Annotated in this window: 12 protein-coding genes; 6 read left to right on the forward strand and 6 right to left on the reverse strand. The window is 71.0% G+C overall.

The window, feature by feature from the left end; translation table 11 throughout:
* Positions 1-47 precede the first annotated feature (47 nt).
* The gene (locus ALI22I_RS32355; protein WP_083752200.1) at positions 48-1,223 is read left to right on the forward strand and encodes an anhydro-N-acetylmuramic acid kinase; all 1,176 of its coding nucleotides are present in this window, start codon (positions 48-50) and stop codon (positions 1,221-1,223) included.
* A complete protein-coding gene (locus tag ALI22I_RS32360) occupies positions 1,210-2,769 on the forward strand; it encodes a sodium:solute symporter (RefSeq protein WP_077010082.1) in 1,560 nt (519 codons plus the stop codon). The genes ALI22I_RS32355 and ALI22I_RS32360 overlap by 14 nt, the downstream gene beginning before the upstream one ends.
* A gap of 7 nt (positions 2,770-2,776) precedes the next feature.
* On the opposite strand, the gene ALI22I_RS32365 is transcribed toward ALI22I_RS32360, so the two are convergent.
* Entirely contained in the window at positions 2,777-3,712 is a 936-nt protein-coding gene (locus ALI22I_RS32365; RefSeq protein WP_077009382.1) for a GNAT family N-acetyltransferase, read from the reverse strand.
* Positions 3,713-3,760: 48 nt separating this feature from the next.
* Here ALI22I_RS32365 and ALI22I_RS32370 point away from each other — a divergent pair, with 48 nt between their 5' ends.
* The 4 genes from ALI22I_RS32370 (at position 3,761) to ALI22I_RS32385 (ending at position 6,661) form a co-directional block, all read left to right on the forward strand.
* The gene (locus ALI22I_RS32370; RefSeq protein ID WP_238598698.1) at positions 3,761-4,339 is read left to right on the forward strand and encodes a maleylpyruvate isomerase N-terminal domain-containing protein; all 579 of its coding nucleotides are present in this window, start codon (positions 3,761-3,763) and stop codon (positions 4,337-4,339) included.
* 10 nt (positions 4,340-4,349) lie between these two features.
* A complete protein-coding gene (locus ALI22I_RS32375; protein ID WP_077009383.1) occupies positions 4,350-5,516 on the forward strand; it encodes a cytochrome P450 in 1,167 nt (388 codons plus the stop codon).
* Between the two features lie 96 nt (positions 5,517-5,612).
* Positions 5,613-5,948 (forward strand): hypothetical protein, encoded by a 336-nt coding sequence (locus tag ALI22I_RS32380; protein ID WP_077009384.1) that lies wholly within the window; start codon positions 5,613-5,615, stop codon positions 5,946-5,948.
* Between the two features lie 14 nt (positions 5,949-5,962).
* Positions 5,963-6,661, forward strand: coding sequence for a lysophospholipid acyltransferase family protein (locus tag ALI22I_RS32385; RefSeq protein ID WP_077009385.1), 699 nt, complete (start codon positions 5,963-5,965; stop codon positions 6,659-6,661).
* A 28-nt stretch (positions 6,662-6,689) separates the two neighbouring features.
* On the opposite strand, the gene ALI22I_RS32390 is transcribed toward ALI22I_RS32385, so the two are convergent.
* From ALI22I_RS32390 to ALI22I_RS32410, 5 genes are all read right to left on the reverse strand, one after another.
* Positions 6,690-7,268, reverse strand: a complete 579-nt coding sequence (locus tag ALI22I_RS32390; protein ID WP_077009386.1) for a hypothetical protein — start codon at positions 7,266-7,268, stop codon at positions 6,690-6,692.
* A gap of 174 nt (positions 7,269-7,442) precedes the next feature.
* Positions 7,443-11,132: a chromosome segregation protein SMC gene (smc, locus tag ALI22I_RS32395; protein WP_077009387.1), complete on the reverse strand. Its 3,690-nt coding sequence runs from the start codon at positions 11,130-11,132 to the stop codon at positions 7,443-7,445.
* 65 nt (positions 11,133-11,197) lie between these two features.
* On the reverse strand, positions 11,198-11,857 hold the full coding sequence (locus ALI22I_RS32400; RefSeq protein ID WP_077009388.1) for an anti-sigma factor family protein: 660 nt from the start codon (positions 11,855-11,857) through the stop codon (positions 11,198-11,200).
* Positions 11,854-12,378 (reverse strand): sigma-70 family RNA polymerase sigma factor, encoded by a 525-nt coding sequence (locus ALI22I_RS32405; RefSeq protein WP_238598699.1) that lies wholly within the window; start codon positions 12,376-12,378, stop codon positions 11,854-11,856. The genes ALI22I_RS32400 and ALI22I_RS32405 overlap by 4 nt, the downstream gene beginning before the upstream one ends.
* Positions 12,379-12,393: 15 nt before the next feature.
* Positions 12,394-12,690, reverse strand: a complete 297-nt coding sequence (locus ALI22I_RS32410; RefSeq protein ID WP_077009389.1) for an acylphosphatase — start codon at positions 12,688-12,690, stop codon at positions 12,394-12,396.
* Positions 12,691-12,698 lie beyond the last annotated feature (8 nt).

A 12,698-nucleotide genomic window follows, 5' to 3' on the forward strand; every position in this document is an offset into this window, starting at 1 on the left:
CACCAAGACTCTTGCGCCTGCGGGCAGTGTGGAATAGACCACAGGGCGTGAGGGTGATCGGGCTCATCTCCGGCACGTCGATGGACGCCATCGACGTCGCCGTGGCCGACCTGTCCCTGGACGGCCCGACCGTCGTGCTGACCCCTGTCGAGCACGCCGAGCACCCGTTCCCCGAAGAGCTGCGCAGGCCGCCCACCAGCGCCGCCGACCTGTGCGTGCTGGACACCCGGCTCGGGCAGGCGTTCGCCGACGTCGCCGCCCGGTACCGCGGCGACCTCGTGTCGTCACTGGGCCAGACCGTGCACCACTGGGTCGAGGACGGCCGCTGCCTGGGCACGCTCCAACTGGGCCAACCAGCGTGGATAGCCGAAGCCACCGGACTGCCCGTGGTGGCCGATCTACGGGTCCGCGACGTCGCCGCGGGCGGCCAGGGCGCGCCGTTGGCGAGCACGTTGGACGCGCTGTGGCTGGCCGGCTTCGCCGAACGCGAGGGCAGGCCGGCGGTCGCGCTGAACATCGGCGGCATCGCCAACATCACCAAGATTTCGCCCGAAGGTGTGATCGCCTACGACACCGGACCGGGCAACGCGCTCATGGACGCGGCGATGACCGTGCTGTCGGGCGGCCTGCGCACGCAGGACACCGACGGCGAGTTCGCGCGCCGCGGCCAGGTGCACGCCGAACTGCTGGACCGCCTGCTGGCCGACCCGTACTACGCCCGGTCGGCGCCCAAGTCGACCGGCAAGGAGCATTTCAACCGCGCCTACCTCGACCGGGTGGCCGAGGGCCTGACCATCCAGGCCGAGGACTTCCTGGCCACGCTCACCGAACTGACCGTGCGCACGATCGCCGCCGAGTGCGAGGGCACCGTCATCGGCTCCGGTGGCGGGATGCGCAACCCCGTGCTGGTCGAGTCGTTGGCCCGACATGCGGACCTGCGCACGAGCGACGAACTGGGACTGCCCGCGGCGGCCAAGGAGGCCTACCTGGCCGCCCTGCTGGGCTTCCTGACCTGGCACGGCCTACCCGCGAACGTGCCGTCCGCCACCGGCGCCGCCGGTCCGCGCCCGCTGGGGTCGATCACCCCCGGCCGCTACCCGCTGCGCCTGCCCGAGCCCGCCCTCACCGCCGTGACCGCACTGACGATCAGCACCACCAGCACGATCAGCACGATGGGCCGCCGGGGGCGGCAGTCGGATGGAGGAGACCATGCGCGCACTTGATGTCGGCATCATCGTGCTGTTCCTGGTGGGCATGCCGCTGCTGGGCGTGTGGATCGCCGGGCGGCAGCGCTCCGCGGCCGACTACTTCGTCAGCGAGCGCCGCATCTCGTGGTGGGTCGTGTGCGTGTCGGTGGTGTCGGCGGAGACGTCCACGCTGACCGTGCTGAGCGTGCCGACGATCGCCTACCTGGGCCCGATGACGTTCCTGTCGCTGTCGATCGGCTACCTGATCGGCCGGATCGTGGTGTCGTTCGTGCTGCTGCCCAAGTACATCGCGGGCGAGCTGATCACCGCGTACGGGTTCCTGGGCAAGCGGTTCGGGCCGGGGTTGCAGAGCACGGCGTCGATGACGTTCCTGGTCACGCGGTTGCTGGCGGACGGGCTGCGGCTGTTCGCCACGGCCATCCCGGTCAAGGTCGTGCTGGCCGCGTACGGGGTGAACGCGTCGTACTGGGTGATCGTGGCGGTGCTGGGCGTCGCGATGGTCGTCTACAGCTTCCTCGGCGGCGTGCGGGCCGTGGTGTGGGTCGATGCGATCCAGATGCTCTGGTACGTCGTCGGTGCGGTCGTGGTGATCATGGTGTTGAGCGGGAAGCTGCCCGATGGGTGGTTCGCGAGCGCTGCCGACGCGGGCAAGTTCCAGATCTTCGACTTCGACGCCAGCCCGTTCACCTCGCAGTACGCGATCGTCACCGCGTTCGTCGGCGGCGCGGTGCTGTCCATGGCCTCGCACGGCGCGGACCAGCTGATCGTGCAGCGGCTGATGGCCACCAAGGACGTGCGCGCGGCGCAGAAGGCGCTGATCGCCAGCGGTGTGGTGGTGTTCCTCCAGTTCGCGCTGTTCCTGTTCATCGGCGTGATGCTGTGGGCGTTCTACAAGGCGGCCCACCCCGTCAACGATCTCGGGCTGAACAACAACGACGAGCTGTTCGCGAGCTTCATCGTCAACGAGTTGCCCTCCGGGCTGTCCGGGTTCGCGATCGCGGGCATCCTGGCGGCGGCGCTGTCGTCGTCGCTGGGGGCGCTGGCGTCCTCGACCGTGACGGACGTGGTCCAGCGGGTGGTGCGGCGGCCGATGAGCGAGGCCGAGGTGTTCAGGCAGGGCCGGATCTGGACCGTGGTGTGGGCCGGGTTGCTCATCGTGTGCGCCGGGCTGTTCGCCACGCTGACCCGGCGCGGTAACCCGATCGTGGAGCAGGGGCTGTCCATCGCCGGGTTCACCTACGGCGCGCTGCTCGGCGCGTTCCTGCTCGGGTTGTTGTTCCGCAAGGCCAAGCAACTCGACGCGATCGTGGCGTTCGGCGTGACCGTGGTGGTGATGGCGTTCGTGATCCTGGGCGTGAAGTTCGTCGGACCGGACGCCCAGCTGGAGATCAACTTCTCGGCGGCGGCGCCGGCGAAGAAGATCTTCTCACTGGCCTTCCCCTGGTACACGCCGCTGGGTGTGCTGATCACGTTGGTCGTGGGTGGGCTGATGTCGTTGCGGCACAAGGGTTACCAGCCGCCGGGCGTCGAGGACGACGTAGTGGCGGTCAAGGCGGCCTGAGAACGGCTCAGGCGGCGGCGTTGGCGCGGTAGGCGACGAGTTCGAGGTGGAGGCGGAAACCGAGCCGGTCGAACAGCCGTTGCGAGGAGCGGTTGCCGGCCAGGATCGCGGCGGTGGCCTGCGGTCGTGCGCCGGACTTCTCGGCCAGCTTCCAGACCAGTTCGGTGACCAGCGCCGCGCCGACGCCGTGCCCGCGCACGTCCGGTTCCACGGCCACGAAGTCCAGGTAGAACTCGCCGGGTTCGGCCTTGCCGGAGGCGTAGCCGAGGACCCGGTCACCGTCCATGGCGACGACCACGGTGTGCGGACGGCTGCCGTCCACGAGTTTCCGCCCGGACAGATAGGTCTTGGGGAAGCACCGCTCGTGCAGCACGGCCACCGCCTCGTGCACGGCCGGGTCCGTCGGCAGCACGCGCATCTCGCGGGCCGGTCCGGTGCGCGGGCAGCTCGCCTCGCGCAGCAGCAGGCCGCGCAGGCCGTCGCCGCCGAGGACGTGGATGCCGCACGCGCGGGCGGCGGAGAAGCCGTGCCGTTCGGCGAACGCGGCCAGCCGCCGGTGCCCGGTGTGACCCAGCAGCTCACGGTCCGCGACACCGTCGAGCAGGTGCCTGGCCTGGGCGTACAGGGCGTCGGCGGTCTGGTCCCAGATCCGGCTGCCCGCCGGGTGGTTGACCGGCACGTCGACGAACGGCCCGTGCAGGTAGGCGCGGCCGGTATCGGGATCGACCTCGACGCTGAGCGCACCGCACACCCAGCCCGAGTCGTCGGTGGCGACCACGGTGCACGTGGCCCAGTCGGGCTCGAACTCGGCCAGCTCCGCGGAGATGTCGCCGAGCGCCTCGCCGAGGTAGCCGATGTGGTGCGCGTCGTCGGCCTGCAGACGCAGGATCAACGCAAGAACGGCGTCCAGGTCGTTCTGGGCGGCGGGACGGATGTCGTACATGTCTGGAATGGTCACCCGCGAGGTCGGACGAATGCGAGGGAGTTTTCGGTGCTGGACGGGCGGGACGTGACGGAGGTCGCCGAGCAGTGCGCGGCGTTCCTCGAAGGCGCTGTGGCAGCCGACTGGACGGCGGTCGTGCCGGAGGTGGACTGGACGGTCGCGAAGACCGTCGCGCACATCTCGGACTGCCTGCTCTGGTACTCCACAGACCTCCTCGCCGGGCCGAGCCGGCTGAGCACGGCCGACGTCGCGGTGCGGCCCGACTCGTCGCCGGCAGACCTGGTGCGGACGCTGCGGACGTTCGCGTCCGTGCTGGCGGCGGTGGTCGCGGCGGCGCCGGCGGACGTGCGGGGCTGGCACCCGTGGGGCCTGGCCGACGCGGCCGGGTTCGCCGGGATGGGGTGTGACGAGATGCTGGTGCACACCCACGACGCCGCGCGCGGCCTCGGGCTGGAGTTCGCGCTCCCGCCGGAACTGTCACGGAAAGTGCTGGTCCGGATGTTCCCGGACGCGCCGACCGACCGTGATCCCGGGGAAACGCTGCTCTGGGCGAACGGCCGCATCCCGCTCGGCGAGTTGCCCAGGCGCACCGGATGGCGCTGGCACTGCGCTCCCCCGGCCTCCTAGCGTCGAGGTCATGACGGACGACGTCCTCGACATCCCCTTCGCCGACGCCTTCGCCTTCGACCCCTCTCCCACGTGGGCGCGGTTGCGGGACGAGGCGCCGGTGGTCCGGGTCCGCACCCTCGCGGGCGCGCTGGTGTGGCTGGTGACCCGCTACGACGACGTGAAACTGGTGCTGGCCGACCCGCGGTTCTCCCGTGCGGGCGTGGTGGCGGCCGGTGCGCCGCGGGTGGGTGTGTCCCGGCCGTTGCCCGGCACCCTGCCGACCACCGACCCGCCCGAGCACACCCGGCTGCGCAAGCTGGTGTCCGGAGCGTTCTCGCACCGGCGGATGGAGCAGACCCGGACGTGGGTGCGGGAGCTGTGCGAGGAGCTGGCGGACGACGTGGCGGACGGCGTCGACCTGCGGCAGGTGTACGCGCTGCCGTTGCCGATCCAGGTGATCTGCACGCTGCTCGGCGTGCCGTACGCCGACCGCGAGCGGTTCCGGGAGTGGGTGGAGCTGGCGTACAGCCTGGAGATGTCCGAGCAGGTCCGGGTCGAGGCGGCGATGGCGAGCCTGCTGGAGTACATGGGCACGTTGGTCGCGGCGAAACGGCGGGAACCGCGCTCGGACGACCTGCTCGACGAGCTGTGCGCGACACCGCTGACGCACGACGAGCTGGTCGCGTTCGCGTTGAACCTGCTGGTCGCGGGGCACGAGACGTCGGCCAACCAGATCACCAGCTTCGTCGCCACCCTGCTGCGCGAGCGGTCGCAGTGGGAACGGCTGGTGGACGACCCGTCGCTGGTGCCCGGCGCGGTGGAGGAGCTGATGCGGTTCACCCGGCTCAGCGAGGTCGGGCAGCTGCGGGTGGCGCTGGAAGACGTGGAGATCGCCGGTGTGGTGATCCGCGCCGGTGACGGCGTGATGGCGTCCATCGGCTCGGCCAACCGCGACCCGCGCGCGTTCACCGCACCGGACCGCCTGGACCTCGCGCGCACGCCCAACCAGCACCTGGCGCTCGGTATCGGCCCGCACTTCTGCCTCGGCGCGCAGTTGGCGCGGATCGAGCTCCAGGAGGCGCTGTGGGTGTTGTTGCGGCGTTTCCCGGGGCTGCGGGCGGCGCGGCCGGTGGAGGAGCTGGCGTGGCGGCGGGTGCTGGTCAGCGGCCTCGCCGAGCTGCCGGTGCGGGTCTGATCCCGCCGCCTCCGGCCCGGCGGGTGACATCGCCCGGGAGGTCACCGATCCACGACATCTATTGCCGCGCGTTTCACGTTGGGGAACCCTGGGAGGGTGAGCGAGGAAACGATCCAACTCGAACTCAACGACAGCGGGGTGGCGGTAGACCTACCGATGCCTGCCAACCAGCGGGACACGGTGCAAGAGGTCCCCTATCGACCGGTCGAGTTCCGTGACGATGACCTGCCCAGCGCGTTGGAGCGCGCGGCCTCCTGGCTGAGGCAGACCCAGGACTGGCTCGGTGAAGCGGTCGACGTGATCGCGGTCCACCTGGACTACGACGACACGAAGGGCTCGCCGTATTACGCCCTCAAGTTGCTGTGCAACGAGGAGGACCTGGCGGGCGTGCCGAAGGTGGTGCGCGAACACGAGGGCACTACCGACGAGTAACGTACGCTGGTGACATGCCAGATCGCGTGTACCCGCCGGTGATCGCCGCGGCCAAGTTGATGTTCCGCGTACTCGACATGCGGATCAACGTGGAGGGCGCGGACAACGTGCCGACCACCGGCGGGGCCGTGCTGGCCTCGAACCACGTCTCCTACCTCGACTTCATCTTCGCCGGCTACGGCGCGCAGCCCGCGCGCAGGCTGGTCCGGTTCATGGCCAAGCACGAGGTGTTCAAGCACTCCGTGTCCGGCCCGCTGATGCGTGGGATGCACCACATCCCGGTGGACCGGGCCGCCGGCCAGGCGTCCTACCAACAGGCGTTGGACGCGCTGCGGGCCGGCGAGGTCGTCGGGATCTTCCCGGAGGCCACGATCAGCCGGTCCTTCACCGTCAAGGAGGTGAAGAGCGGCGCGGTCAGGTTGGCGGCCGAGGCGGGCGTGCCGTTGCTGCCGACGGCCCTGTGGGGCACGCAGCGGCTGTGGACCAAGGGTCGGCCGAAGTCGCTGACACAGCGGCACGTGCCGATCACGATCGCCATCGGCGAGCCGATGGAGCCGACCACGGACGACGCGCTGCGCGAGCGGATGCAGCAGATGCTGGACGACGCCCAGGCCCGTTACCCGGAGTCGGGCGAGGGCCAGTGGTGGCAGCCGGCGCACCTCGGCGGGGTGGCGCCGACGCCGGAAGAGGCCAAGCAGCTGGACGCCCGCTGACCCCTTCCCAGGCCCACTTCTCGACTTTCTAGGCCCACTTCTCGACGACCTCCGCCAGCCGCCGCTCGAAGGTCATGAACGCGTTGCCTTCACCGCCGTCGCAGACCACGACGAGCTCGCCGGATGCCGTGACGCAGCAGGCGAGCCCGCGCGGGCTGCGGCGGATGCCGACGACGTCCTCGATATCGGCCCGATCGTCCGCCCGATCGCGGTACAGGCAGACGGAGAGGGCGTCGTAGGTGAAGTCGCCTTCGTCCAGGAAGCCTGCGAACGGCACCGGCCGGTCACCGTCGACCTCGACCAGCTCACCGCGAGTCGTCACCGCCACACCGCCCTCGACGAACAGCACGTCGTGCTCCCACAACGTGACCCGCTGGATGAAACGCTTCTTCTCCTTGTACTCAGCCGAGATCCGCTCCGACCCCATACCGATCTCAGCCGCGACCCGCGCAAACGCCCGAGCCTGAGCCCGCCACACCTCGCGGTGCTCCGGCAGGTGCGCCACCACGTCCGCACCGAGCCGCTGCACCCGACTCCGCTCCCACCGCACCTGTTCGACCCGTGCCCGGAGCCGGTCCTCCAAGTCGCCCGTGCCGAAGTCGCCCATGACGCGACCATACGCAGCGCCCAATGGGCCGGCAGCGGACAACGGGAGGAGCGGGCAGCGGGCGGGCGCAGTGCTTCGCAGGCGTCCCCGCCAGAGGGGTCCCCTGATTTCATCCTGCCGGCCGGCAGCGACATTCCGGCCCTTCGGGGCCGAGCCTGTGGACGACTCGTCCGGCTAGGCGGGCGGGGCAGGCGGGGTTGGCTCGGCTTCAGCTTCGGGCGCGGTTTCGGCGGGGGTGGGGGCTTCGACCTGGGCGGCGACGGCGGCAGCGGCCAAGGCTTTTTTGGGCTTGGTTTCGCCGCGTAGGCGTTGCGAGATGACCTGGCTGATGCCGTCGCCGCGCATGGAGACGCCGTACAGGGCGTCGGCGATCTCCATGGTGGGCTTCTGGTGGGTGATGATCAGCAGCTGGGAGTGTTCCCGCAGTTGCTCGAACAGGCTGATCAGCCGGTGCAGGTTGGTGTCGTCCAAGGCCGCTTCGACCTCGTCCATCACGTAGAACGGCGACGGGCGGGCGCGGAAGATGGCGACGAGCATTGCCACCGCGGCCAATGACTTCTCGCCGCCGGACAGCAGGGACAGGCGCTTGACCTTCTTGCCCGGCGGGCGGGCCTCCAGTTCGATGCCGGTGGTCAGCATGTCGTCCGGCTCGGTCAGCACGAGCCGGCCCTCTCCGCCTGGGAACAGGACCTTGAACACGATCTCGAACTCGCGCGCGACGTCCTCGTAGGCCGACGTGAAGACCTCCAGGATCTTGTCGTCGACATCCTTCACCACGGTCAGCAGATCGCGCCGCGTCGCCTTGATGTCCTCCAGCTGGTTGGACAGGAACTTGTAGCGCTCCTCCAGCGCCGCGAACTCCTCCAACGCCAGCGGGTTGACCTTGCCCAGCAGCGACAGGTCCCGCTCGGCCCGCTTGGCCCGCCGCGCCTGGGTGTTCCGGTCGTAGGGGATCGGCTGCGGCGCGGTCACCAACTCGCCGCGCTCCTTCGCCGCCTCGTACTCGGCGATCTCCTGCTGCGACGGCGGGATGAACACGTCCGGGCCGTACTCGGCGACCAGGTCCTCCAGGCCGATGCCGAACTCCTCGGCGACCTTGGTCTCCAACTGCTCGATGCGCATCCGCTGCTCGGCGCGCAGCACCTCGTCGCGGTGCACGGCGTCGGTCAGCTTCTCCAGCTCGCCGGACATCTCGCGGACCAGACTGCGGATCTGGGCGAGGAACGCCTCCCGCTGCGTCTTGCGCTCCTGCGCCGCGTCACGTTCGCGAGCCGCACGGCCCAACGACGCGGCGATCCTCTCCAACGCGATCTCGCCGCCTCGCACCACGGCCTTCGCCACGACCGCACCCCGTGCCCGCGCCGCGTGGGCACGCTGGGCGCGTTCCCGTGCCTCGCGCTCGGCACGCGCCGCACGACGCAGGCCCTCGGCCTTGCCCTGCAACGCACGGGCGCGTTCCTCGGCGGTCCGCAACGACAACCGCGCGTCCACTTCGCCCTGACGGGCAGCGGCCAGCTCGGCGGCCATCTCGTCACGGTGCGAGGTGTCCGGCTCGTCGTCCAGCGGCTGCTCCTGCGCCACCAGCAGCCGTTCTTCCAGCTCACCGAGCTTGAGCAGGTTCTCCTCGCGGGCCGCCTCGACCTTCTCCCGCTGCGCCCGCACCCGCTCCACCTCGGCCTCGGCCGAACGCACCGCCGCCGCCAGCCGGTTGAGCCGCTCCGACGACCGGGCGCGACGCACCTTGGCCTCGTTGAGCTGCTCCTTCACCGCGGCGACCTCGGCACGGCGGGCCTGCTGCTCGGCCCGTGCGCCCTCAAGAGCGGCCGCGGACTGCTCCAGCGCGCGCTCAGCCAGCACCAGCTTCTCCGACGCCTCGTCCACCGCGGCCTGGACCTCGATGACGCTCTGGCTGCGCCCGGACCCGCCGACCGCCCAGTCCGCGCCGAGCACGTCACCGTCCCGCGTCACCGCCCGGACCGACGGGTGCGCGTCCACCAAGACCCGCGCGGTGCCCAGGTCGTCCACCACGGCGACCTTGTCCAACGCCCGGTGCAACGCGGGCCGCAGCCGTTCGGGCGCCTGCACGACGTCCACAGCCCACCGCGCGCCGCCAGGCAACACAGGCCACCCCGACCGGTCCACCGTCGCCGCCGCACCGCCCACCAGCACTCCGGCCCGACCGGTGTCCTGCTCCTTCAACAGCTCCAACGCCGCCACGGCGTCCGCGCCGGAGGCCACCGCGACCGCGTCCGCGATCGGCCCGAGCGCCGCCGCCAACGCGACCTCGGCCCCCGGCTCCACGGTCAGCAACGCCGCGACCGACCCCAGCAACCCCGGCAGCCGGGACGCCAGCAACGCCCCCGCGCCGTCCTTGCGGGTCAACCCCAGCGACAGCGCGTCCACGCGTGCCTTCCACGACGCGATGTCCCGCTCCGCGGTCCGCTCGGCCTTCACCAGCTCCTCGACCCGGCGCCGCGCCGCGTCGTCCGCCTCGACGGCCAGCCGGTGCCGCTCGTCCAGCCCGACGTCGTCCTCGTCCTCGGTCCCGGTCACCTCACGGGCCTCGGCCAGCTCCTGCTGCACGACCTCCGACCGCTCGACCGCCTCTGCCAACGCGGTCGACATCCGCTCGATCTCCTCGGCGGTCGCGCTCGTCTTCGACCGCAGCGCCTCGACCTGCCCGGACAGCCGGGCCAGCCCCTCGCGCCGGTCGGCGATCGCCCGCACCGCGGCCAGGTGCGCCTTCTCCGCCGCGGACACCATCCGCTCCAGCTCGGCCCGCGTCTCCACGGCCTCGGCCAGCCCCACCCGGGCCTCGGTCACGCCGTCCTGCAGTTCCTGCTCCAAGACCGCGGTCTGCTCGGCCTCGGCCTCCAGCTCGTCCGGGTCACGGCCGCCGCGCGGCGCGTCCACGGCCGCCGACAGGTGCCGTTCCCGCTCCACGGCCAGCCGCACCGTGCCGCGCAGCCGCTCCTCCAGCGCCGACAGCCGGTACCAGGTGTCCTGGGCCTGCTGCAGCTTCGGCGCGTCGGCCGTGACCTGGTCCTCCAGCTCGTTCTGCTGGAACTGGGCCTGCTGGAGCGATTTCTCCACGTCGGCCCGGCGCGCGCGGGCGACGGCCTCGTCCTGCTCCTCGCGGGCCAGCGCCTCGCGCTGCGTCACCAGGTCGTCGGCCAGCAGGCGCATCCGGGCGTCCCGCAGCTCGGACTGCACGACCTGGGCGCGGCGGGCGATCTCGGCCTGCTTGCCCAGCGGTTTGAGCTGGCGGCGCAGTTCGGCGGTGAGGTCGGTGAGGCGGGTCAGGTTCGCCTGCATCGCCTCCAGCTTCCGCAGCGCCTTCTCCTTGCGCTTGCGGTGCTTGAGGACGCCCGCGGCCTCCTCGACGAACGCGCGGCGCTCCTCGGGCTTGGACTCCAGGATCGCGGCGAGCTGGCCCTGGCCGACGATCACGTGCATCTCGCGGCCGATGCCGGAGTCCGACAGCAGTTCCTGGATGTCCATCAGCCGGCACGAGTTGCCGTTGATCTCGTACTCGGTGGCGCCCTCGCGGAACATCCGGCGGGTGATCGACACCTCGACGTAGTCGATCGGCAGCGCGCCGTCGGAGTTGTCGATGGTCAGCGTCACCTCGGCGCGGCCGAGCGGCGCGCGGCCGGACGTGCCGGCGAAGATGACGTCCTCCATCTTGCCGCCGCGCAGGTCCTTGGCGCCCTGCGTGCCCATCACCCAGCGCAGCGCGTCGAGCACGTTGGACTTGCCGGACCCGTTCGGCCCGACGACGCACGTGATGCCCGGCTCGAAGCGCAGCGTGGTAGCCGAGGCGAAGGATTTGAAGCCCTTCAGCGTCAGGCTCTTGAGGTGCACGCCGGGCAGCGTACCCGTGAACGGAGAGGCCCAGTCTTGGGCGGGCCGGCGCTGACCAGCCGCGATCAAGGTCGGACCGAGACCAGCACCTTCATGTCGACCACCAGGTCCAGCCGTTCGATCTGGTCCACCGGGAACGAGGTGGAGCCGGGGATGCGCTCGTCCGCCGAGTGGTCGCTGGCCCACCAGCCGCCGATCTCGGTGCGGCCGGCGCGGTCGTGGACGATCAGCTTGCACCTCATGCCCTTGGGCATGTTCTCGATGGTCATCCAGAGTTCGGTGCCCCAGGACTTGCGGACGAGGTCCGCGCTGGCCGCCACGCCGGAGCCCGTGTCGGTCGCCTGCCAGGTGACGGCGGCGTCGTCGTCGACCCTGTCGTTATCGATAAGTCTCGGCACCAGCAACCCCGATACGATGATCAGCAGGATCAGTACCGCGGCTCCGACCAGCAACAACCGGCGACGCTTGGGTGGTGCCGGCGCCGGTTCGGGCTCCGGCGCGGGCGGCAGCGGCCACAGGTCCGGGTCGGGCACGGGGTCGTCGAACGGCAACTCCAGGTCCGCCAGTTGGACCTGGCCGAGCAGCCCCGGCAACGGCGCGAGCCGCACCATCTCCCGGCGGCAGTGGGAACAGCCGTGCACGTGCCGCTCGAACGACGACCGCTCCGACGGGTCGAGCGAGCCGAGCAGGTAGGCGCCGAGCGCCACGGTCTGGCCGCAGCTCATGATTCTGTGACCCCCCGCTCCTCCAACGCGTCGCGCAACGCCCGGAGGGCGTAGAAGCAGCGCGACTTCACCGTGCCGGGCGGGATGCCCAGCACCACTGCCGCCTCGGCGACCGAACGCCGCCGGTAGTACAGCTCGACCACCACGTTGCGGTGGTCCGTGGTCAGCGTGCGCAGCGCCTCGGCGACCTGCCAGCTCTGTAGGACGTGGTCCACCTCGTCCGCGACCGGGGGGAGGTCCCCCGGCTCGATCGGCACCTCGGAGTTGCGGCCGCCGCGCTTGCGGAAGCCGGAGATGACCAGGTTCCTGGCCACCGTGTAGAGCCACGGGCCCGCGTCGGCGGGAGTCAGCTCGTCGGCGTGCCGCCAGGCCCGCAGGAGCGTTTCCTGGACCACGTCCTCCGCCTGCTGGTGGTCACCGCCGACCAGACGCAGGACGTAGCCGTGCAGTGGGCCGCGCCAACGGCCGTACAGCTGCCTGACGACATCTTCGCCACGGTCCACATCGAAGTAGTACGCCACCGGACCCTTATGCGTTCAACGCTCGACGAAACCGGTGAGGCCGCCGCGGGCCTCCGACCAGCGCTCCACGATCGAGTCCACCCGACCGGGGCTAGCGCCGGAGCGAAGTGCGGTCAACAGGTCCCGGCACGCCGATTCCGGACCCTCCGCGTTCACCTCGACCCGACCGTCCCTCAGGTTGGACGCCGAACCGACAAGTCCCAGCTCAAGGGCTCTGGCGCGGGTCCACCACCGAAAGCCGACACCTTGCACCTGCCCTCGCACCCACGCGGTGAGGCGCACGGTCCGCTCTACTCCAGCCACAACAGCCATCCTGACAT

It is taken from the genome of Saccharothrix sp. ALI-22-I, from assembly GCF_001984175.1.
Taxonomy (GTDB): domain Bacteria; phylum Actinomycetota; class Actinomycetes; order Mycobacteriales; family Pseudonocardiaceae; genus Actinosynnema.